The sequence below is a fragment of the Streptomyces sp. NBC_00271 genome (assembly GCF_036178845.1).
Lineage (GTDB): Bacteria > Actinomycetota > Actinomycetes > Streptomycetales > Streptomycetaceae > Streptomyces.
Genome location: NZ_CP108070.1, coordinates 8,231,651 through 8,254,321 on the forward strand (window position 1 = coordinate 8,231,651; position 22,671 = coordinate 8,254,321).

Consider the following 22,671-nt stretch of genomic DNA (forward strand, 5'->3'; position numbering starts at 1 on the left):
GAACGAAGCAATGAGCAAGCTGCGCGTGGCGGTCCTCGGTGCCAAGGGCCGGATCGGGGCCGAGGCGGTACGAGCCGTCGAGGCCGCCGAGGACCTGGAGCTGGTGGCCGCGCTGAGCCGCGGCGACGAGCTGGAAGCGCTGGTCGCCACCGGCACCCAGGTCGTGGTCGAACTGACGACCCCGGCCTCGGTGATGGGCAACCTCGACTTCTGCGTCCGGCACGGCATCCACGCCGTGGTCGGCACGACCGGCTGGACCGACGAGCGCCTCGCTCAGCTCAACACCTCGCTGGCCGCGTCCCCGGAGACGGGCGTGCTCATCGCGCCCAACTTCTCCATCGGGGCCGTACTGACCATGAAGTTCGCCGAGGTCGCCGCCCCGTACTTCGAGTCCGTCGAGGTCGTCGAGCTGCACCACCCGAACAAGGTGGACGCCCCCAGCGGCACCGCCACGCGCACCGCGCAGCTCATCGCCGCGGCCCGGGAGCGCGCGGGCAGCGCCCCGCAGCCCGACGCCACGGCGACCGCCCTGGACGGCGCCCGCGGCGCGAACGTCGACGGTGTCCCGGTGCACGCGGTCCGCCTGCGTGGGCTCCTCGCCCACCAGGAGGTCCTGCTCGGCGGCGAGGGCGAGACCCTCACCATCCGCCACGACTCCCTCCACCACAGCAGCTTCATGCCGGGCATCCTGCTCGGCGTCCGCCGCGTGGTGACCGCCCCGGGCCTCACCTTCGGCCTGGAACACTTCCTGGACCTCGGCTGAGCCGAGGGACGTACAACAGATAGCCGGCAGACATGCGTGCGAAGATCACCTACGCCGTCACGGCAGCCGTCCTGGTCGTCTATTTCGTCCTGGTCGGCAGCCGAGGCGTGCTGCTCATCGAGAACGGCACCCTGATCACCGTCACCTTCGGTGTCGCGGTGCTGATCCTGCCGGTCATCGGCATCTGGTTCCTGTGGAAGAACACCCAGTTCGTCCGCAAGGCCAACCGGCTCGCCGCCGAGCTCGACGCCGAGGGGGGCCTGCCCGTCGACGAGTTGAAGCGCACCCCGGGCGGCCGTATCGACCGTGACTCGGCCGACGAGGTCTTCGCCAGGCGCAAGGCCGAGACCGAGGACGCCCCGGACGACTGGCGCAGCTGGTTCCGCCTCGCGATCGCCTACCACGACGCCCGCGACACCCCGCGCGCCCGCAAGGCGATGCAGCGGGCGATCGCCCTGCGCGAGGGCAGGCGCCCCGCCGAGGCCTGAGAACCCCGGCGCACACGAGAAGTGCGACGAGCGGCACGGCGGAGAAGAACGTCGAAGGGGCCGGCCCGCGGAGTGCAGACCGGCCCCTTCGCCCTGCTACGGCGCCCTAGTACGTCGCCTGGCTACCTCGCCTTGCTACGACGCCCTGCTACGACCGCTGGGGCTCAGTCCCGCCGGTACTCGTCGGCCCACACCTCGACGGCGTCCGCCGCCCGGTCGAAGGCCTCCGTACGCGCCAGGAAGTCGGAGTTGTGCGAGGTGAGCAGCGGCGGCACGCTGTCCGCCGCACGACCCTTGCGTACGAGGATCAGCGCCTGTCCCTGCACGGTGCGCGGCAGCCCGAGCCAGCGCACCGGCTGCTGGACGGTGCGTACGGCGACGACCTGGTCCCAGGACGCCGTACTCGTGTTCAGGAAGCCCACGCGGCGCAGCCCCCGCGCACTCACCCAGACGCCCATCCGCAGCAGCCGCAACGCGCACAGGATCACGAGCACGGAGCCACCGAAGCAGAGCAGGGCGGAGGAGCGGCTGCCGGTGAGCGCGACGAGCACGGCCGCGACAAGCACGTAGGAGGCGAGCAGCAGCACGAGCGCGGCGAGGGCCACCCGCCACGGCCCGGGCCGGTAGGGGCGCCGCCAGCGGCCGCGGTCGTCGAAGGGCAGGGCGAGTTCGTCCGCCACCTCGTCAAAGTCACGGTCCGCCGTCAGGAAGGGCAGGGGCACGACTGATCCTCACTCAATCCACGCATGGGCTGTGCCCGGTGAGGCTATCGAGCGGGGTCCCCGCTCACCACCCTTGGGGGGCCATGGGGGTGCCGCCACGCCCTTTGGGCTGCGGGGGAGGGTCAGCGGCCGTTGGAGGCTTCGGAATGCTGGGTCGTCGCGGACGACTGGTCGAGCGACAGGGCCGGCATCCCGACGATCAGCGCGCCCACCAGCCCGGCGACCACGGTGAGGCCCAGGAGCCAGCGGCCGAATATCTCGCCGGCCGACGAGCGTCGGCGGGGTGGGGGAGCGACATTGCTGCGGAACTGGTCGGCTTCTGCGATGAAGGCGAACGGTACGGGCTCGCGCCGACGGAACATGGGGGTTGCTTCTCCTCTGGAGACTCGAACGGATCACTGTCACCAATACAGACGAGCGAACGGCCCAAGAGGTGCCCGGAATCACCGAATTCGCTGAAGTTCGCCGACGAATGTCGCGGCACGGCACCGAACGCCCCGTTGTCAGTGGCGGGCCGTAGAGTGGGCGCCGCCCGAGAGATGTGATGGGAAGGACCCTCCGCACCGTGACCGACACCCCCGCCGACGACCTCAAGCCCAGTTTCCGCAGCGATGTCACCGTCGAGCTGGTCAAGCACACCGCGTCCGACTCGGACGTGCTGTTCGCCGCCCGCGTCTCGACCCTCGGTGAGCAGTCCCTCGACGAGCTCCAGAAGGACCCCGAGCGCTCCAAGGGCCTGTTGAACTACCTGATGCGGGACCGGCACGGCAGCCCCTTCGAGCACAACTCGATGACCTTCTTCATCAGCGCCCCGATCTTCGTCTTCCGCGAGTTCATGCGGCACCGTGTGGGCTGGTCGTACAACGAGGAGTCGGGCAGGTACAGGGAGCTCGAGCCGGTCTTCTACGTCCCGGACGAGTCCCGCAAGCTGGTCCAGGAGGGCCGCCCCGGCAAGTACGTCTTCGTCGAGGGCACCCAGGCGCAGCAGGAGCTCACGGGCCGCGTGATGGAGGACTCCTACCGACAGGCGTACGAGGCGTACCAGGAGATGCTGGCCGCCGGTGTGGCCCGCGAGGTGGCCCGCGCCGTCCTCCCCGTCGGCCTCTTCTCCTCGATGTACGCCACCTGCAACGCACGCTCCCTGATGCACTTCCTCGGTCTGCGCACCCAGCACGAGCTCGCCAAGGTCCCGTCCTTCCCTCAGCGGGAGATCGAGATGGTCGGCGAGCAGATGGAGGCGGAGTGGGCCAAGCTCATGCCGCTCACCTACGCGGCCTTCAACGCCAACGGGCGCGTGGCGCCGTAACGCGCTCCCACGCGCCGTTCGGCACAGATGTACGGATCAACCGAGCGAGGTGTCCGTATTGCGGCATTTCGAGAAGTTCATCTAGCCTGATCAAACGGACCCGGCACTGCTTGAACCCCCGAGCAGGCAGTGCCGGGCTCCGCATTTGTCGCGCTTTGTCGTGTCCCGCGAGGGCAGACCATGCCTTGAGCAGCGAGTAGCGTGTTACCCATGGCTCCGACCTCCACTCCGCAGACCCCCTTCGGGCGGGTCCTCACCGCCATGGTCACGCCCTTCACGGCGGACGGCGCACTCGACCTCGACGGCGCACAGCGGCTCGCCACCCACCTGGTGGACGCAGGCAACGACGGCCTGATCATCAACGGCACCACCGGTGAGTCACCGACCACCAGTGACGTGGAGAAATCGGATCTCGTACGAGCCGTACTCGAGGCGGTCGGCGACCGCGCCCACATCGTCGCGGGCGTCGGCACGAACGACACCCACCACAGCATCGAGCTCGCCCGCGCCGCCGAGAAGGCCGGCGCGCATGGCCTGCTGACCGTGACGCCGTACTACAACAAGCCCCCGCAAGAGGGCCTGTACCGTCACTTCTCGGCCATCGCCGACGCGACCGAGCTGCCGGTGATGCTGTACGACATCCCCGGCCGCAGCGGCGTACCGATCAGCACCGAAACCCTCGTGCGGCTGGCCGAGCACCCGCGTATCGTCGCGAACAAGGACGCCAAGGGAGACCTCGGCCGAGCCAGCTGGGCCATCGCCCGCTCCGGACTCGCCTGGTACTCCGGCGACGACATGCTGAACCTGCCGCTGCTCTCCGTGGGCGCGGTCGGCTTCGTCTCCGTCGTCGGCCACGTCGTCACCCCGGAGCTGCGCGCCATGCTGGACGCGTACGTCTCGGGCGACGTACAGAAGGCCACCGAGATCCACCAGAAGCTGCTCCCCGTCTTCACCGGCATGTTCCGCACCCAGGGCGTCATGACGACCAAGGCCGCGCTCGCCCTCCAGGGCCTGCCCGCCGGACCGCTGCGCGCCCCGATGGTCGAGCTGTCGCCCGAGGAGACCGCCCAGCTCAAGATCGATCTTGCTGCCGGCGGGGTAGAACTCTAAATACAGACTTCACAACTGAATATGCACGACAACGCAGGCCAGGGGCCTGCACCCCACACAGACAACTGCTACTGCACGAACGTCATGCGCGCCACGTGCCTTGCCAGGTACGTGGCGCGTGTGGTGAGGAGAGTCTTTTGAGTCATCCGCATCCTGAACTTGGCCCGCCGCCGAAGCTCCCCAAGGGAGGCCTGCGGGTCACCCCGCTCGGTGGCCTTGGCGAAATCGGCCGGAACATGACGGTCTTCGAGTACGACGGCCGACTGCTGATCGTCGACTGCGGAGTGCTCTTCCCCGAGGAGGAGCAGCCCGGAATCGACCTGATCCTGCCGGACTTCACGTCCATCAGGGACCGCCTCGACGACATCGAGGGCATCGTCCTCACCCATGGCCACGAGGACCACATCGGCGCTGTCCCGTTCCTCCTGCGCGAGAAGCCGGACATCCCGCTGATCGGCTCCAAGCTGACACTCGCCCTCATCGAGGCGAAGCTCCAGGAGCACCGCATCCGCCCGTACACCCTCGAAGTCGCGGAGGGCCACCGCGAGCGCATCGGCCCCTTCGACTGCGAGTTCGTGGCGGTCAACCACTCCATCCCGGACGCCCTCGCGGTCGCCATCCGCACCCCCGCGGGCATGGTCGTCCACACCGGCGACTTCAAGATGGACCAGCTCCCGCTGGACAACCGCCTCACCGACCTGCACGCGTTCGCACGTCTGAGCGAGGAAGGCATCGACCTTCTTCTCTCCGACTCCACGAACGCCGAGGTTCCGGGCTTCGTCCCGCCCGAGCGCGACATCTCGAACGCACTGCGCACGGTCTTCGCCAGCGCCCGCAAGCGGATCATCGTGGCGAGCTTCGCCAGCCACGTTCACCGCATCCAGCAGATCCTGGACGCGGCCCACGAGTACGGCCGCCGGGTCGCCTTCGTCGGCCGCTCGATGGTCCGCAACATGGGCATCGCACGCGACCTGGGCTATCTGAAGGTCCCGCCGGGCCTCGTGGTGGACGTCAAGACGCTCGACGACCTCCCGGACCACGAGATCGTCCTCGTCTGCACGGGCTCGCAGGGCGAGCCGATGGCGGCCCTGTCGAGGATGGCCAACCGGGACCACCAGATCCGGATCGTCCAGGGCGACACGGTGATCCTGGCTTCGTCACTCATCCCGGGCAACGAGAACGCGGTCTACCGCGTCATCAACGGCCTTACCCGCTGGGGCGCCAACGTCGTCCACAAGGGCAACGCCAAGGTGCACGTCTCCGGCCACGCCTCCGCGGGCGAGCTGCTGTACTTCTACAACATCTGCAAGCCGCGGAACCTGATGCCGGTCCACGGCGAATGGCGCCACCTGCGCGCCAACGCCGAGCTGGGCGCCCTCACCGGCGTCCCGCACGACCGCATCGTGATCGCCGAGGACGGAATCGTCGTCGACCTCATCGAGGGCAAGGCGAAGATCTCCGGCAAGGTCCAGGCGGGTTACGTGTACGTCGACGGCCTCTCGGTCGGTGACGTGGGCGAGCCGGCGCTCAAGGACCGCAAGATCCTCGGTGACGAGGGCATCATCTCGGTCTTCGTGGTGATCGACTCGAGTACGGGCAAGATCAACGCCGGTCCGCACGTCCACGCGCGTGGTTCGGGCATCGACGACTCCGCCTTCGCGGACGTCATCCCGAAGGTCACGGAGGTCCTGGAGCGCTCGGCCCAGGACGGCGTGGTCGAGCCCCATCAGATGCAGCAACTCATCCGCCGCACGCTGGGCAAGTGGGTCTCGGACAACTACCGCCGCCGCCCGATGATCCTGCCGGTCGTCGTCGAGGTCTGACCCCTCGCACGCGCCAACTCCGGAGCGGGGCCCCTCGATTTGCATCGGGGCGCCCCGCTCCAGTACGTTTACGGCTCCGCCTGAACGGGAACCCGGTACGACCGTGTGCCAGGAGTCACCCGAGCGGGACGGAAATTCCGACTCAGAATCTCTGATAAAGTCGGAACCGCCGGAAAGGGAAACGCGAAAGCGGAAACCTGGAAAGCACCGAGGAAATCGGATCGGGAAACGGTCTGATAGAGTCGGAAACGCAAGAACAAAGCAAGACAGCAAGACCGAAGGGAAGCGCCCGGAGGAAAGCCCGAGAGGGTGAGTACAAAGGAAGCGTCCGTTCCTTGAGAACTCAACAGCGTGCCAAAAATCAACGCCAGATATGTTGATACCCCGTCTCCGGCCGATCGGCTGGGGCGAGGTTCCTTTGAAAAAGTCCTGCCGGGCACTGCCTGGCAGGCGCACAGCGAGGACGCTGTGAACCGGGGGGATTATTCCTCTCCTTGGTTCCGCTCTCGTGGTGTCGTCCCGATTACGGGAAAACATTCACGGAGAGTTTGATCCTGGCTCAGGACGAACGCTGGCGGCGTGCTTAACACATGCAAGTCGAACGATGAAGCCCTTCGGGGTGGATTAGTGGCGAACGGGTGAGTAACACGTGGGCAATCTGCCCTTCACTCTGGGACAAGCCCTGGAAACGGGGTCTAATACCGGATAACACCTGCCCGGGCATCTGGGTGGGTTAAAAGCTCCGGCGGTGAAGGATGAGCCCGCGGCCTATCAGCTTGTTGGTGAGGTAGTGGCTCACCAAGGCGACGACGGGTAGCCGGCCTGAGAGGGCGACCGGCCACACTGGGACTGAGACACGGCCCAGACTCCTACGGGAGGCAGCAGTGGGGAATATTGCACAATGGGCGAAAGCCTGATGCAGCGACGCCGCGTGAGGGATGACGGCCTTCGGGTTGTAAACCTCTTTCAGCAGGGAAGAAGCGAAAGTGACGGTACCTGCAGAAGAAGCGCCGGCTAACTACGTGCCAGCAGCCGCGGTAATACGTAGGGCGCAAGCGTTGTCCGGAATTATTGGGCGTAAAGAGCTCGTAGGCGGCTTGTCACGTCGGGTGTGAAAGCCCGGGGCTTAACCCCGGGTCTGCATTCGATACGGGCTAGCTAGAGTGTGGTAGGGGAGATCGGAATTCCTGGTGTAGCGGTGAAATGCGCAGATATCAGGAGGAACACCGGTGGCGAAGGCGGATCTCTGGGCCATTACTGACGCTGAGGAGCGAAAGCGTGGGGAGCGAACAGGATTAGATACCCTGGTAGTCCACGCCGTAAACGGTGGGAACTAGGTGTTGGCGACATTCCACGTCGTCGGTGCCGCAGCTAACGCATTAAGTTCCCCGCCTGGGGAGTACGGCCGCAAGGCTAAAACTCAAAGGAATTGACGGGGGCCCGCACAAGCAGCGGAGCATGTGGCTTAATTCGACGCAACGCGAAGAACCTTACCAAGGCTTGACATACACCGGAAACGGCCAGAGATGGTCGCCCCCTTGTGGTCGGTGTACAGGTGGTGCATGGCTGTCGTCAGCTCGTGTCGTGAGATGTTGGGTTAAGTCCCGCAACGAGCGCAACCCTTGTTCTGTGTTGCCAGCATGCCCTTCGGGGTGATGGGGACTCACAGGAGACTGCCGGGGTCAACTCGGAGGAAGGTGGGGACGACGTCAAGTCATCATGCCCCTTATGTCTTGGGCTGCACACGTGCTACAATGGCAGGTACAATGAGCTGCGAAGCCGTGAGGCGGAGCGAATCTCAAAAAGCCTGTCTCAGTTCGGATTGGGGTCTGCAACTCGACCCCATGAAGTCGGAGTTGCTAGTAATCGCAGATCAGCATTGCTGCGGTGAATACGTTCCCGGGCCTTGTACACACCGCCCGTCACGTCACGAAAGTCGGTAACACCCGAAGCCGGTGGCCCAACCCCTTGTGGGAGGGAGCTGTCGAAGGTGGGACTGGCGATTGGGACGAAGTCGTAACAAGGTAGCCGTACCGGAAGGTGCGGCTGGATCACCTCCTTTCTAAGGAGCACTTCTTACCGATCCCTCCGGGGTGAGGTCAGAGGCCAGTACATCGGCGAATGTCTGATGCTGGTTGCTCATGGGTGGAACGTTGATTATTCGGCATCTTCAGTCATCTCAGGCTGTGAGTACTGCTCTTCGGGGCGTGGAAAGCTGATCATGAGTGGCGGGGGTGCCGGGCACGCTGTTGGGTGTCTGAAGGTACGGCCGAATTGGCTGCCTTCAGTGCCGGCCCCAGTGCACTCGAACCGGAAGGTTTGGGGTGATGGGTGGTTGGTCGTTGTTTGAGAACTGCACAGTGGACGCGAGCATCTGTGGCCAAGTTTTTAAGGGCGCACGGTGGATGCCTTGGCACCAGGAACCGATGAAGGACGTGGGAGGCCACGATAGTCCCCGGGGAGTCGTCAACCAGGCTTTGATCCGGGGGTTTCCGAATGGGGAAACCCGGCAGTCGTCATGGGCTGTCACCCATACCTGAACACATAGGGTATGTGGAGGGAACGCGGGGAAGTGAAACATCTCAGTACCCGCAGGAAGAGAAAACAACCGTGATTCCGGGAGTAGTGGCGAGCGAAACTGGATGAGGCCAAACCATATGCGTGTGAGACCCGGCAGGGGTTGCGTATGTGGGGTTGTGGGATTTCTCTTTCACGGTCTGCCGGCCGTGAGACGAGTCAGAAACCGTTGATGTAGGCGAAGGACATGCGAAAGGTCCGGCGTAGAGGGTAAGACCCCCGTAGTCGAAACGTCAACGGCTCGTTTGAGAAACACCCAAGTAGCACGGGGCCCGAGAAATCCCGTGTGAATCTGGCGGGACCACCCGCTAAGCCTAAATATTCCCTGGTGACCGATAGCGGATAGTACCGTGAGGGAATGGTGAAAAGTACCGCGGGAGCGGAGTGAAATAGTACCTGAAACCGTGTGCCTACAAGCCGTGGGAGCGTCGGGCAAGCACTTGTGCTTGCCTCGTGACTGCGTGCCTTTTGAAGAATGAGCCTGCGAGTTTGCGGTGTGTTGCGAGGTTAACCCGTGTGGGGAAGCCGTAGCGAAAGCGAGTCCGAATAGGGCGATTTAGTAGCGCGCTCAAGACCCGAAGCGGAGTGATCTAGCCATGGGCAGGTTGAAGCGGCTGTAAGAGGTCGTGGAGGACCGAACCCACCAGGGTTGAAAACCTGGGGGATGACCTGTGGTTAGGGGTGAAAGGCCAATCAAACTCCGTGATAGCTGGTTCTCCCCGAAATGCATTTAGGTGCAGCGTCGTGTGTTTCTTGCCGGAGGTAGAGCACTGGATAGGCGATGGGCCCTACCGGGTTACTGACCTTAGCCAAACTCCGAATGCCGGTAAGTGAGAGCGCGGCAGTGAGACTGTGGGGGATAAGCTCCATGGTCGAGAGGGAAACAGCCCAGAGCATCGACTAAGGCCCCTAAGCGTACGCTAAGTGGGAAAGGATGTGGAGTCGCAGAGACAACCAGGAGGTTGGCTTAGAAGCAGCCACCCTTGAAAGAGTGCGTAATAGCTCACTGGTCTAGTGATTCCGCGCCGACAATGTAGCGGGGCTCAAGCGTACCGCCGAAGTCGTGTCATTGCAGCAATAGGGCCAACGCCCGCTGTGATGGGTAGGGGAGCGTCGTGTGCCGGGTGAAGCCGCGCCGGAAGGCAGTGGTGGACGGTTCACGAGTGAGAATGCAGGCATGAGTAGCGATACACACGTGAGAAACGTGTGCGCCGATTGACTAAGGGTTCCTGGGTCAAGCTGATCTGCCCAGGGTAAGTCGGGACCTAAGGCGAGGCCGACAGGCGTAGTCGATGGATAACCGGTTGATATTCCGGTACCCGCTGTGAAGCGTCAAACATTGAACCAGGCGATGCTAAGTCCGTGAAGCCGCCCCGGAGCCTTCGGGCAAAGGGGAGTGGTGGAGCCGACGGACCAGACCTGCAGTAGGTGAGTGATGGGGTGACGCAGGAAGGTAGTCCATCCCGGGCGGTGGTTGTCCCGGGGTAAGGGTGTAGGACGTCAGGTAGGCAAATCCGCCTGACACATAGTCTGAGACCTGATGCCGAGCCGATTGTGGTGAAGTGGATGATCCTATGCTGTCGAGAAAAGCCTCTAGCGAGTTTCATGGCGGCCCGTACCCTAAACCGACTCAGGTGGTCAGGTAGAGAATACCGAGGCGTTCGGGTGAACTATGGTTAAGGAACTCGGCAAAATGCCCCCGTAACTTCGGGAGAAGGGGGCCATCACCGGTGATCGGATTTACTCCGTGAGCTGGGGGTGGCCGCAGAGACCAGCGAGAAGCGACTGTTTACTAAAAACACAGGTCCGTGCGAAGCCGTAAGGCGATGTATACGGACTGACGCCTGCCCGGTGCTGGAACGTTAAGGGGACCGGTTAGTCACTCTTCGGGGTGGCGAAGCTGAGAACTTAAGCGCCAGTAAACGGCGGTGGTAACTATAACCATCCTAAGGTAGCGAAATTCCTTGTCGGGTAAGTTCCGACCTGCACGAATGGCGTAACGACTTCTCGACTGTCTCAACCATAGGCCCGGTGAAATTGCACTACGAGTAAAGATGCTCGTTTCGCGCAGCAGGACGGAAAGACCCCGGGACCTTTACTACAGTTTGATATTGGTGTTCGGTTCGGCTTGTGTAGGATAGGTGGGAGACTTTGAACTCTGAGCGCCAGCTCAGGGGGAGTCGTCGTTGAAATACCACTCTGGTCGTGCTGGATGTCTAACCTGGGTCCGTGATCCGGATCAGGGACAGTGTCTGATGGGTAGTTTAACTGGGGCGGTTGCCTCCTAAAGAGTAACGGAGGCGCCCAAAGGTTCCCTCAGCCTGGTTGGTAATCAGGTGTTGAGTGTAAGTGCACAAGGGAGCTTGACTGTGAGACCGACGGGTCGAGCAGGGACGAAAGTCGGGACTAGTGATCCGGCGGTGGCTTGTGGAAGCGCCGTCGCTCAACGGATAAAAGGTACCCCGGGGATAACAGGCTGATCTTCCCCAAGAGTCCATATCGACGGGATGGTTTGGCACCTCGATGTCGGCTCGTCGCATCCTGGGGCTGGAGTCGGTCCCAAGGGTTGGGCTGTTCGCCCATTAAAGCGGTACGCGAGCTGGGTTTAGAACGTCGTGAGACAGTTCGGTCCCTATCCGCTGCGCGCGTAGGAATATTGAGAAGGGCTGTCCCTAGTACGAGAGGACCGGGACGGACGAACCTCTGGTGTGCCAGTTGTCCTGCCAAGGGCATGGCTGGTTGGCTACGTTCGGGAGGGATAACCGCTGAAAGCATCTAAGCGGGAAGCCTGCTTCGAGATGAGTATTCCCACCCCCTTTGAGGGGTTAAGGCTCCCAGTAGACGACTGGGTTGATAGGCCGGATCTGGAAGGCGGGTAACCGCTGGAGGTGACCGGTACTAATAGGCCGAGGGCTTGTCCTCAGTTGCTCGCGTCCACTGTGTTGGTTCTGAAACCACGAACAACCCCATTCCCAGGGCCACTGGGTTTGGTGCGGTAGTTTGACAAGTTTCATAGTGTTTCGGTGGTCATAGCGTGAGGGAAACGCCCGGTTACATTCCGAACCCGGAAGCTAAGCCTCACAGCGCCGATGGTACTGCAGGGGGGACCCTGTGGGAGAGTAGGACGCCGCCGAACTCATATTAAAAGAGCTGGTCCCCGAACTTCGGTTCGGGGACCAGCTCTTTTTTGTTGTCCGACACTTTGCGTTCACTTTGCGCGACAAGCATCCGCGGCATGGGTACAGCTGCAATGCTCAGGGCCGCGGGCGTCGGAGTCGGCGACGAGGTCATCGTGCCGGCGTTCGGGAACGTCGAGGTCGCGGAGGCCGTGACCCAGGTCGGTGCGTCGGCCGTCTTCGCCGACATAGACCCGGTGACGTACTGCCTTGACGCCGGCGCTGTCGAGGCGGCAGTGACCCCGCGGTCGACCGCTGTCGTCGTCGTACACCGCTTCGGTCGGTCGGCCGACATGGTGCGGCTGCGGGACGTCGGGCAGCGACACGGGCTTCTGCTGCTGGAACTGGGCGAGTCCCAGGCGCCGTACGACGAGATCGCGCAGCGCAGGGAGCGGGCCGCCTATCTCGACGGGCGGCTGAGCGGAGTGCGCACGCCGGACGGCGGCGACGGACACACGTACCAGCAGTACATCGTGCGCGTGCCCGGCAATGGTCGGCCGGACCGGGACGCCTTCGCACGGGCCGTACGGGCCAAGGGAGTTGAGTGCCGGGTGCCGGTGAAGACGCCCGTGCACCGGCTGCCCGGGTTCCGTCGGGACGTGCACCTCCCGGAGACGGAGCGGGCCGCCGACGAGACCCTCGCGCTGCCCGTGGACGCGTCGTTGACGAAGCGGGAGATGCAGCGGATCGTCTCCGCGTGCAATGCGCTCGGCGGATTGCTGCAGCCCGCCTTCTGATCCGACGGGACTGGTTGGGAGCACGCTGCTGTTCGGGGTATGATCTATTTCGTTGCCGCGAGGGAAACCTCGAAAAGGCGACTGGCCCCCCTAGCTCAGTCGGCAGAGCGTCTCCATGGTAAGGAGAAGGTCAACGGTTCGATTCCGTTGGGGGGCTCCAGCAGAAAAGGCCTCCGCCCTCACGGGCGGGGGCCTTTCTCATGTCCCGGAGTCGAGCTCCGACCTCAGTCCCGAGGAAGACCCGGCACCCGCATCGCCAGAATCGCCATGTCGTCGGACGGGGCGTCGGAGGCGAAGCGCTCGACCGCGCGCATGATGCGGGCGGCCACCGCTCCCGCCGTGAGGCCCGTACACGTGGTGAGGACGTCCGTGAGGCCGTCGTCGCCCAACATGCGGGTGCCCTCACGGCGTTCGGTGACGCCGTCCGTCACACACAACAGCACGTCGCCCGGGTCGAGGGTGATGGTCTGCTCGTACAGCTCCAAGTCCTCCATGACACCGAGGAGCGGCTGCGGTTCGGCGGCCGCCTCCACGGTGCCGTCCTGGCGCAGGCGGAGCGGGAGCGGGTGGCCCGCGCAGACCACCTTCAGCATGGCGCTGCCGTCCTCCTGGGGCCACAACTCGCCGTACAGCAGGGTCAGGAAGCGGCTGCGGGCGCCCTCGTCCAGGATCGCTGAGTTCAGGCGCTCCAGGACCGCGGGGCCGCCGAAGCCCTCGCGGGCCAGGAGGCGCAGGGCGTGCCGGGCGAGGCCCGTGACCGCCGCCGCCTCCGGGCCCGTACCGCAGACGTCGCCGATGGCGAAGCCGTAGACGCCGTCACGGATCGGGAAGAGGTCGTAGAAGTCGCCGCCGACCTCGTTGCCCTCGCCGGCCGCGCGGTAGATGACCTCGACCTCGACGCCGTCGATGTGCGGGAGGTCGGGCGGCAGGAGGCTGCGCTGGAGGGACTGGCTGATGGCCGTGCGCTCCGAGTACAGGCGGGCGTTGTCGAGGGCCAGGGCGGCCCTGCGGGACAGGTCCTCGGCCAGTTCCAGGATTTCCTGGCGGAAGTGTTCGTCGGAGGGCTTGCCGAGCGTCAGCATGCCGATGACGCGGTTGCGGGCCACCAGGGGCAGGACGACGGTCTCGCCGCCGACCGCCGCGGCGGTCGCCAGGGTCGTACCGATGCCGGAGGTGACCGAGGCGGGCTCGCCGCGGCCCAGGCTGCGCATGGAGGTGCGCAGGGCCGCCTGGTGGGCGGCCTCGCCCGGGGCCGCCCAGACGCGGGCGCCGGGGGTGGGGACGGGGTCCGGTGGGGCGATCTTCGAGAGCAGGGCCTTCAGACCGTCGATGCGTTCCTCGTCCTCGTGCAGGACGTACGAGAGGTACGGGTCCGAGGCCTGGTCGGCGATCGTGTAGACCGCGCACCAGGTGGCGAGGGTCGGGACCGTCATCTGGGCCATGAGGGCGAGGGTCTGGTCGCGGTCCAGGGTGCCGGCGAGGAGGTCGGAGGCCTCGACGAGGAAGCTCAGCGAGCCGCGGCGCAGGCGTTCCAGCTCGCCCAGGCGGGCCGATTCCACCGCGAGCGCGATGCGGTCGGCGGCGAACTGGAGGCGCAGGGCCTCCTCGTTGGAGTAGCGGGAGGGTCCCTCGGCCGCGACACCGAGGGAGCCGGTGAGGCGGCCCTCGACCTTCAGCGGGACCGTGACGACCGAGCGCATGCCGGTGCCGGCCAGCAGAGGTACGGCGCCGGGGACGACCGTCAGGTCCTCGTGGACGGCGGGCATGCGGGCCGAGCCGTAGCGGCCGGGGCCCGCCTCGACGGGGACGCGGGCGAAGCGTTGGCGGGCGGAGGGCAGGCCCGTCGAGGCTCGTACCTCCAACTCCGTCTCGTCGTCGGTCGCGAGGAGCAGGAAGGCGGAGTCGCCGTCGAGCATGTCGCGGGCGCGCTCCACCGTGCGCTGGAGGAGGCCGTCCAGGTCGTCCGGGGCGGGGGAGCCGATGAAGACCTCGAAGGGGTCCGTGGCCTGGCCCTCGGAGCTGGTCGTCGTGTCGGTGGCCGACGCCCGCAACGGGGTCTGCAGGACGGCGCGTTCGTGGTCGCGTACGAGGAGGCAGACCGTGGAGGGTTCGCCGCCCGTGTCGCGTACGCGGAGGTGGGAGGCGTAGACCGGGGTCACGCGGCCGCTCGCGCCCCGGAGCCCGTAGGTGCCCTCCCAGCGCGAGAGTTGGAGGGCCTCGACGATGCCGGTGCTGGTGCCCGGGGTGTGCGGCCAGGCCGCGAGGTCGGTGAGGGGCTTGCCGATGACCTGTTCGGCGGCGTACCCGAAGAGGTCCTCCGCGTCCTCGTTCCAGGCGGAGATGGCGCCGACACGGTCGATCTGGATCACCGCGACGCGGACGCGGCCGTCGGCGAGCGGAAGGAGGTCGGCGGGGAGGGAGGGGCCCGCGGTGCGGGTGCCGACCGGGCGATCGGGGAGGTCGAGGTGGAACCAGACCTGCTTGTGCGTGGGGGAGTAGTCGACGCCCCAGCGGCCGGCCAGGGCGGCGCACAACTGGAGTCCGCGTCCGCCCTCGCGGTCGGGGCTGCCCATGTTCACAGCCGTCGCCTGGAGTGGAATCTCACGCTCCGGGTAGCGGTCCGCCACCTCGATGCGTACGCCTTCGTCGCTGCGCAGACACAGGACATCCGCGGAGGTGCCCGCATGCACGACAGCATTGGTGACGAGTTCGCTGGTCAGGACCACCGCGTCGTCGACGATGTCGGCGAAGCCCCAGCCCTGGAGGGTGTCGCGGACGAAGGATCTGGCGGTCGCGACCGATCGCCCGACGGGATCGAAACTGGCGGCCGCGCGCGCGGTGATCACAGCACTCCTTGTCCGGTTGTCGGCGTGGAGGGCCCCATGGTCGACCCGCTCCTGCCGGGGCAGTGCCTGGTTCCCCGTCGGCCGAGGATCCTGGGGCTGTCCCCCAGGATGCAGTCCGGTGGTCATGGTGCGGTGCCCCTCCGATGCCTGCCCGCTCGTTCTTGTGCCACCGCCCAGGCCGGACAAACCGGTGTGGCTGGACAGCCGCATGCAAGGTTACTTACCTTCGCCGTCCATGCGGATGCCGGTCACCAGTGTTTCCGTCGGGAGAGGGGCAGAGTTTCCGTTCGGACAGGTGCCTGTGTTTCCGTCCTGACGAGGCTGTGCCCGCCTCCGGGCGGTGTGCGGACGATGTGCGAAGCTGCCGAACTGTTATGGCCTGGTTCAGCCGGGGTGAAACACTGGGCAAGCTCCAGTGAGAAGGTCGGACAGGCCGAGAGCCTGCCAGTTCGCCGAGCAAGTAGTACCTGAGCACGAGCAGTAGTACCCGAGCAAGCAGTACCCGAGTACGCCGAGCAGTAATGGTCGACCCTTGCGGGAGGGACACAGTGGAGTCTGGCGCAGCGACGCGGGGCGGTAAGACGCGCGCGGAAGACGGACAGTCCCTGAACAACCGGCGCACACCACGCAATGGCACCACCGAGGTGGATACGGCTGCCCTGAACAGGCTGCTGACGGCCCTGGTGTCGATGCGGGACGGCAATTTCCGCAAGCGCCTCACGGTCTCCGGTGATGGTGTGATGTCGGAGATCGCGGCTGTCTTCAACGAGGTGGCGGACCGGAATCTGCATCTGACGGGTGAGCTGTCGCGGGTGCGGCGGGTGGTCGGGCGTGAGGGAAAGCTCACGGAGCGGCTGGAGTCGGGCGCCTGCGAGGGTTCCTGGGGTGCCGCGATCGACGCGTCGAACGCGCTCGTCGACGACCTCGTACGACCGGTCTCCGAGGTCGGCCGGGTGCTGTCCGCGGTGGCGGAGGGCGATCTGTCGCCGCGTATGGAGCTGCGGGCGCAGGCGGCGGACGGCAACGGGCATCCGCTGCGCGGGGAGTTCCTGAAGGTCGGACGGACGGTCAACAACCTGGTCGACCAGCTGTCGACGTTCACCGACGAGGTCACGCGGGTGGCCAGTGAGGTGGGCACCGAGGGCAAGCTGGGCGGGCAGGCGCGAGTGCGTGGAATGTCCGGTTCGTGGAAGGACCTCACGGATTCGGTCAACACCATGGCGTACCGGCTGACGGCTCAGGTACGTGACATCGCTCTCGTGACGACGGCGGTCGCGAAGGGTGACTTGTCCCGGAAGGTCACGGTTCATGTGGCCGGCGAGATGCTGGAGCTGAAGAACACCGTCAACACGATGGTGGATCAGTTGTCCTCGTTCTCCTCCGAGGTGACGCGCGTCGCCCGCGAGGTGGGCACCGAGGGCGAGCTCGGCGGCCAGGCGCAGGTGCCCGGTGTGGCCGGTGTGTGGAAGGACCTCACCGATTCGGTGAACCTGATGGCCGGCAACCTCACGGCCCAGGTGCGTGGGATCGCGCAGGTGACGACGGCGGTCGCGAGCGGCGACCTGTCGCAGAAGGTGACCGTTTCCGCACGCGGCGAGGTCGCGCAGCTCGCCGAGACGATCAACCAGATGACCGAGACGCTGCGGACGTTCGCGGACGAGGTCACGCGTGTGGCCAACGAGGTCGGTGGCGAGGGGCGGCTCGGCGGGCAGGCGAACGTGCCGGGCGCGGCGGGGACGTGGAAGGACCTGACGGACTCCGTCAACACGGTGTTCCGCAACCTCACGACGCAGGTGCGGGACATCGCCGCGGTGACGACGGCGGTGGCCAACGGTGATCTGTCGCAGAAGGTCACCGTCGACGTGGCCGGCGAGATGCTGGAGCTGAAGAACACCGTCAACACGATGGTCGACCAGCTGTCGTCGTTCGGTGTCGAGGTCACGCGCGTGGCGCGCGAGGTCGGTGTCGAGGGTGAACTGGGCGGCCAGGCGCAGGTGCCGGGTGTGGCCGGTACGTGGAAGGACCTCACCGACTCCGTCAACACGGCGTTCCGGAACCTGACGGGTCAGGTCCGCAACATCGCGCAGGTGACGACGGCGGTCGCGAACGGTGACCTGTCTCAGAAGGTGACGGTCGACGTCTCCGGAGAGATGCTCCAGCTGAAGAACACCGTGAACACGATGGTGGACCAGCTGTCGTCGTTCGCCGACCAGGTGACGCGGATGGCCCGGGACGTGGGCACGGAGGGCCGCCTCGGCGGTCAGGCCCGCGTGGACGGCGTGTCCGGTACGTGGAAGGAACTCACCGACTCCGTCAACTTCATGGCGGGGAACCTGACCTCGCAGGTACGGCAGATCGCCCAGGTCACCACGGCGGTGGCGCGGGGTGACCTGTCGCAGAAGATCGACGTGGACGCGCGCGGCGAGATCCTGGAGCTGAAGAACACCATCAACACGATGGTCGACCAGCTCTCCGCCTTCGCGGACCAGGTGACGCGGGTGGCCCGTGAGGTGGGCACGGAGGGCCGGCTCGGCGGTCAGGCGCAGGTGCCGGGTGTCGCGGGTGTGTGGCGCGACCTGACGGACTCCGTGAACGGCATGGCGGGCAACCTCACCGCCCAGGTGCGCAACATCGCGCAGGTCGCGACCGCGGTGGCGCGGGGTGACCTGTCGCAGAAGATCGACGTGGACGCGCGCGGCGAGATCCTGGAGCTGAAGAACACCCTCAACACGATGGTGGACCAGCTCTCGAACTTCGCCGAGCAGGTGACGCGGGTGGCCCGTGAGGTGGGCACGGAGGGCATGCTCGGCGGTCAGGCCGAGGTGCAGGGTGTCTCCGGCACCTGGAAGGACCTCACGCAGTCCGTGAACTTCATGGCGAACAACCTGACCATCCAGGTCCGTAACATCGCCGAGGTCACGACGGCGGTCGCCATGGGCGACCTGTCGAAGAAGATCACCGTCGACGCCAAGGGCGAGATCCTCGAACTCGTCACCACCGTGAACACGATGGTGGACCAGCTGTCGTCCTTCGCCGAGCAGGTGACTCGAGTGGCCCGCGAGGTGGGCACCGAGGGCATCCTGGGCGGCCAGGCGCACGCGTCGGGCGTCACGGGCATCTGGAAGGACCTCACCGACAACGTCAACCTGATGGCCAACAACCTGACCATGCAGGTGCGCAACATCTCCCAGGTCGCCGCGGCCGTCGCCAACGGCGATCTGACCCGTACGGTCACGATCGAGGCGCGCGGCGAGGTCGCGCAGCTCGCCGACACCTTCAACACCATGGTGAAGACGCTGAGTTCGTTCGCCGACCAGGTCACCAAGGTGGCCCGCGAGGTGGGCACGGACGGCATCCTCGGCGGGCAGGCACACGTCCCGGGTGTGGCCGGTACGTGGAAGGACCTCACCGAGTCCGTGAACGGGATGGCGTCCAACCTGACCGGTCAGGTGCGCAACATCGCGATGGTCACCACGGCCATCGCCAAGGGCGACCTCACCAAGAAGATCGACATCGACGCGCGCGGCGAGATCCTGGAGCTGAAGACCACCATCAACACGATGGTCGACCAGCTGTCGTCCTTCGCCGAGGAGGTCACCCGAGTCGCCCGCGAGGTGGGTACCGAGGGGCAACTGGGCGGCCAGGCACGCGTGCGTGACGTCGACGGCACTTGGCGCGACCTCACCGAGTCGGTGAACGAGATGGCCGGGAACCTGACCCGGCAGGTGCGTGCCATCGCGCGCGTGGCGACCGCGGTGACCCGCGGCGACCTGAACCTGAAGATCGACGTGGACGCCTCGGGCGAGATCCAGGAACTTCAGGACTACATCAACAAGATGATCGCCAACCTGCGCGACACCACCATCGCCAACAAGGAGCAGGACTGGCTCAAGGGCAACCTCGCCCGTATCTCCGCGCTGATGCAGGGGCGCCGCGATCTCGACGACGTGGCCTCGCTGATCATGAGTGAGCTGACGCCGGTGGTCTCCGCCCAGCACGGCGCGTTCTTCCTCTCCATGCCGCTGGTCGACGGCAAGGAGGCGGGCAACGACGAGGACGCGTACGAGCTGCGCATGCTCGGCTCGTACGGCTACTCGATGGGCTCCATGCCGACGTCGTTCCGGCCCGGTGAGGCGCTGATCGGGACGGCGGCGCAGGAGAAGCGCACGATCCTGGTGGAGAACGCGCCGAGCGGTTATCTGAAGATCTCGTCCGGGCTCGGCGAGGCGCCCCCGGCGCAGGTGATCGTTCTTCCGGTGCTCTTCGAGGGGACCGTGCTGGGTGTGATCGAGCTGGCGTCCTTCACGCCGTTCACGCAGATCCAGAAGGACTTCCTGAACCAGATCGCCGAGATGATCGCGACGAGCGTCAACACCATCTCCGTCAACACCAAGACGGAGGTGCTGCTCAAGCAGTCGCAGGAGCTGACCGAGCAACTCCAGGAGCGGTCGGCCGAGTTGGAGAACCGGCAGAAGGCACTCCAGGACTCCAACGCCCAGCTGGAGGAGAAGGCCGAACAGCTCGCCCAGCAGAACCGCGACATCGAGGTCAAGAACACCGAGATCGAGGAGGCGCGGCAGGTCCTGGAGGAGCGTGCCGAGCAGCTCGCGGTCTCTATGCGCTACAAGAGCGAGTTCCTGGCGAACATGTCGCACGAGCTGCGGACGCCGCTCAACTCCCTGCTGATCCTAGCGAAGTTGCTCGCCGACAACGCCGAGTCGAACCTGACTCCCAAGCAGGTCGAGTTCGCGGAAACGATCCACGGTGCGGGTTCCGACCTGCTCCAGCTGATCAACGACATCCTCGATCTGTCGAAGGTCGAGGCGGGCAAGATGGACGTCTCGCCGACCCGCATCGCGCTGGTCCAACTCGTCGACTACGTAGAGGCCACTTTCCGTCCGCTGACCGCGGAGAAGGGCCTCGACTTCTCCGTCCGGGTGTCGCCGGAACTGCCCGCCACGCTGCACACCGACGAGCAGCGCCTCCTTCAGGTGCTGCGCAACCTGCTCTCCAACGCGGTGAAGTTCACCGACTCAGGAGCGGTCGAATTGGTGATCCGGCCCGCCGGCGCGGATGTCCCGGTGGCGATCCGGGAGCAGCTCCTGGAGGCGGGTTCGCTGCGGGACGCGGACGCCGGCCTGATCGCGTTCTCGGTGACCGACACCGGCATCGGGATCGCCGCCAGCAAGATGCGGGTGATTTTCGAGGCTTTCAAGCAGGCGGACGGTACGACGAGCAGGAAGTACGGCGGTACGGGTCTGGGGCTGTCCATCTCGCGGGAGATCGCGCGTCTGCTGGGCGGTGAGATCCACGCCCAGAGCGAGCCGGGACGCGGTTCGACGTTCACGCTGTATTTGCCGATGCACCCGAGCGAACTGCCCCCGCAGGGCTACGGGCAGCTCGTGCCCGCTCTGGAGGCCGGGGAGCTGCTCGCCTCGGAGGCGGAGCTGTCCGGGGTCGACATCGAGACGCCGGCCGAGGTGAAGTCGTACCAGGACACGCAGAACGGGCCCGCCGCGCTCTTCAGGCGGCGCCGCAGGGCGCTGCCCGCGACCGAGCAGCGCCCGGGGTTGCCGGGGTCGAACGGGGCCGCGGGTGCCTCTCAGGAGCAGTGGGCGAGTGGGGGGCAGCAGGAGGCGGCGCCGCAGCCGCGCCGAGGCATCCGGTTCGAGGGCGAGAAGGTGCTGATCGTCGACGACGACATCCGCAACGTGTTCGCGCTCACCAGCGTCCTGGAGCAGCACGGCCTGTCGGTGCTGTACGCCGAGAACGGCCGTGAGGGTATCGAGGTGCTGGAGCAGCACGACGACGTGACGGTCGTCCTGATGGACATCATGATGCCCGAGATGGACGGCTACGCCACGACGACGGCGATTCGCCGGATGCCGCAGTTCGCCGGGCTGCCGATCATCGCGCTCACGGCGAAGGCGATGAAGGGCGACCGGGAGAAGGCCATCGAGTCCGGCGCGTCCGACTACGTCACCAAGCCGGTCGATCCCGACCATCTGCTCTCCGTGATGGAGCAGTGGATGCGCGAGGAGTGAGCGGGATGGGTGTCGCCGGGTGGTGTCGGCGGCCGGGAAGCCCGGCTGTGCGCGCCGAGTCGGCGGCGCGGGGCGCCCGACGTCGTATAACTGACGGTGGCCGAAGCCGTGTAGAAGTGCGGGATTCGGGGAACCTTCTGGTCTCCCGCTACGTTTCTGCTACGTGCACAGTGACATCGCGGTGACAGGGTGTGGCGACAGGCGGGGTGCGGCTACCATGACCGGCACAAGGACGGGCGACGCAAGGGAGTCGTCCTCTGGGGCGGCGCCCGGTGCACTGCCGGGGCGAGGAGGGCGGGCCATGGTGCAGAAGGCCAAGATCCTTCTGGTCGATGACCGGCCGGAGAATCTGCTGGCGCTGGAGGCGATCCTCTCCGCGCTCGATCAGACACTGGTACGGGCATCGTCCGGAGAGGAAGCGCTCAAAGCGCTACTGACCGACGACTTCGCGGTCATTCTGCTGGACGTCCAGATGCCTGGAATGGACGGTTTCGAAACCGCGGCGCACATCAAGCGGCGTGAGCGGACTCGGGACATCCCGATCATCTTTCTCACGGCGATCAACCACGGCCCGCACCACACCTTCCGGGGGTACGCGGCGGGTGCGGTGGACTACATCTCCAAGCCGTTCGACCCATGGGTGCTGCGCGCGAAGGTCTCGGTCTTCGTCGAGCTCTACATGAAGAACTGCCAACTGCGCGAGCAGGCAGCGCTGCTGCGGCTGCAGCTGGAGGGCGGCGGCAAGACGGCGCTCGGCTCGGCCAAGGAGCCGGCCGGTCTCCTCGCCGAACTCTCCGCGCGGCTCGCGGCCGTTGAGGAGCAGGCCGAGGCGCTGTCCAAACAGCTCGACGACGACTCGGCGGACGCGGCTGCGGTGGCGACCGCGGCCCATCTCGAACGCAAACTCACGGGACTGCGCCGGGCGCTGGACGCGCTGGAGCCGGGCACGGGAAGCGGCGCACCGTCGGTGCCGTCGCAGAACTGACCTCCGAGGAGGCCGTCGTTCGCGGTGAGCGCGCGTCAGTTCTGGTCCCTGGTGCGGGCGACACGAACGGGTGAAGCAGTAGGCACACGTGTCC

The 22,671-nt window shown here is 65.9% G+C and carries 11 protein-coding genes, 1 tRNA gene and 3 rRNA genes; 12 read left to right on the forward strand and 3 right to left on the reverse strand.

Features of this window, described 5'->3' with window-relative positions; translation table 11 throughout:
• Positions 1 to 10: 10 nt before the first annotated feature.
• Both dapB and OG798_RS37380 read left to right on the forward strand, forming a co-directional pair.
• Positions 11 to 763 (forward strand): 4-hydroxy-tetrahydrodipicolinate reductase, encoded by a 753-nt coding sequence (gene dapB, locus OG798_RS37375; protein WP_075031318.1) that lies wholly within the window; start codon positions 11 to 13, stop codon positions 761 to 763.
• A gap of 32 nt (positions 764 to 795) precedes the next feature.
• Positions 796 to 1,251 (forward strand): hypothetical protein, encoded by a 456-nt coding sequence (locus tag OG798_RS37380; RefSeq protein ID WP_054232802.1) that lies wholly within the window; start codon positions 796 to 798, stop codon positions 1,249 to 1,251.
• A 164-nt stretch (positions 1,252 to 1,415) separates the two neighbouring features.
• On the opposite strand, the gene OG798_RS37385 is transcribed toward OG798_RS37380, so the two are convergent.
• Positions 1,416 to 1,973: a hypothetical protein gene (locus OG798_RS37385; protein ID WP_095852277.1), complete on the reverse strand. Its 558-nt coding sequence runs from the start codon at positions 1,971 to 1,973 to the stop codon at positions 1,416 to 1,418.
• A gap of 122 nt (positions 1,974 to 2,095) precedes the next feature.
• Positions 2,096 to 2,335 (reverse strand): hypothetical protein, encoded by a 240-nt coding sequence (locus tag OG798_RS37390; RefSeq protein WP_054232800.1) that lies wholly within the window; start codon positions 2,333 to 2,335, stop codon positions 2,096 to 2,098.
• Positions 2,336 to 2,538: 203 nt separating this feature from the next.
• Here OG798_RS37390 and thyX point away from each other — a divergent pair, with 203 nt between their 5' ends.
• From thyX to OG798_RS37430, 8 genes are all read left to right on the forward strand, one after another.
• Positions 2,539 to 3,279 (forward strand): FAD-dependent thymidylate synthase, encoded by a 741-nt coding sequence (gene thyX / locus OG798_RS37395; RefSeq protein ID WP_121414852.1) that lies wholly within the window; start codon positions 2,539 to 2,541, stop codon positions 3,277 to 3,279.
• A 210-nt stretch (positions 3,280 to 3,489) separates the two neighbouring features.
• Complete coding sequence (gene dapA, locus OG798_RS37400) at positions 3,490 to 4,389, forward strand: 4-hydroxy-tetrahydrodipicolinate synthase (protein ID WP_067371314.1); 900 nt, start codon at positions 3,490 to 3,492, stop codon at positions 4,387 to 4,389.
• Positions 4,390 to 4,526: 137 nt separating this feature from the next.
• Entirely contained in the window at positions 4,527 to 6,212 is a 1,686-nt protein-coding gene (locus OG798_RS37405) for a ribonuclease J (protein WP_095852276.1), read from the forward strand.
• Positions 6,213 to 6,748: 536 nt separating this feature from the next.
• Positions 6,749 to 8,274, forward strand: a 16S ribosomal RNA gene (locus tag OG798_RS37410).
• Between the two features lie 316 nt (positions 8,275 to 8,590).
• A 23S ribosomal RNA gene (locus OG798_RS37415) occupies positions 8,591 to 11,711 on the forward strand.
• A gap of 97 nt (positions 11,712 to 11,808) precedes the next feature.
• Positions 11,809 to 11,925, forward strand: a 5S ribosomal RNA gene (rrf, locus tag OG798_RS37420).
• Together the 16S, 23S and 5S rRNA genes form the textbook arrangement of a ribosomal RNA operon.
• Before the next feature lie 114 nt (positions 11,926 to 12,039).
• Entirely contained in the window at positions 12,040 to 12,702 is a 663-nt protein-coding gene (locus OG798_RS37425) for a DegT/DnrJ/EryC1/StrS family aminotransferase (RefSeq protein WP_121414851.1), read from the forward strand.
• An 84-nt stretch (positions 12,703 to 12,786) separates the two neighbouring features.
• A tRNA-Thr gene (locus OG798_RS37430) sits at positions 12,787 to 12,862 on the forward strand.
• 64 nt (positions 12,863 to 12,926) lie between these two features.
• Here OG798_RS37430 and OG798_RS37435 read toward each other — a convergent pair.
• Complete coding sequence (locus OG798_RS37435; protein ID WP_121414850.1) at positions 12,927 to 15,674, reverse strand: SpoIIE family protein phosphatase; 2,748 nt, start codon at positions 15,672 to 15,674, stop codon at positions 12,927 to 12,929.
• Positions 15,675 to 16,096: 422 nt separating this feature from the next.
• On the opposite strand from OG798_RS37435, the gene OG798_RS37440 reads away from it, so the two are divergent.
• Complete coding sequence (locus tag OG798_RS37440) at positions 16,097 to 21,592, forward strand: HAMP domain-containing protein (RefSeq protein WP_095852273.1); 5,496 nt, start codon at positions 16,097 to 16,099, stop codon at positions 21,590 to 21,592.
• 301 nt (positions 21,593 to 21,893) lie between these two features.
• Positions 21,894 to 22,577 carry a response regulator gene (locus OG798_RS37445; RefSeq protein ID WP_054228614.1) on the forward strand — a complete coding sequence of 228 codons (684 nt, stop codon included), beginning with the start codon at positions 21,894 to 21,896 and terminating at the stop codon, positions 22,575 to 22,577.
• The last annotated feature ends 94 nt before the right edge of the window (positions 22,578 to 22,671 follow it).

Coding starts and splice junctions, on each gene's coding strand:
- dapB (WP_075031318.1), top strand. CDS start 11: ATGAGCAAGCTGCGCGTGGCGGTCCTCGGTGCCAAGGGCCGGATCGGG.
- OG798_RS37380 (WP_054232802.1), top strand. CDS start 796: ATGCGTGCGAAGATCACCTACGCCGTCACGGCAGCCGTCCTGGTCGTC.
- OG798_RS37390 (WP_054232800.1), bottom strand. CDS start 2,335: ATGTTCCGTCGGCGCGAGCCCGTACCGTTCGCCTTCATCGCAGAAGCC.
- dapA (WP_067371314.1), top strand. CDS start 3,490: ATGGCTCCGACCTCCACTCCGCAGACCCCCTTCGGGCGGGTCCTCACC.
- OG798_RS37425 (WP_121414851.1), top strand. CDS start 12,040: ATGCTCAGGGCCGCGGGCGTCGGAGTCGGCGACGAGGTCATCGTGCCG.
- OG798_RS37435 (WP_121414850.1), bottom strand. CDS start 15,674: ATGACCACCGGACTGCATCCTGGGGGACAGCCCCAGGATCCTCGGCCG.
- OG798_RS37445 (WP_054228614.1), top strand. CDS start 21,894: ATGGTGCAGAAGGCCAAGATCCTTCTGGTCGATGACCGGCCGGAGAAT.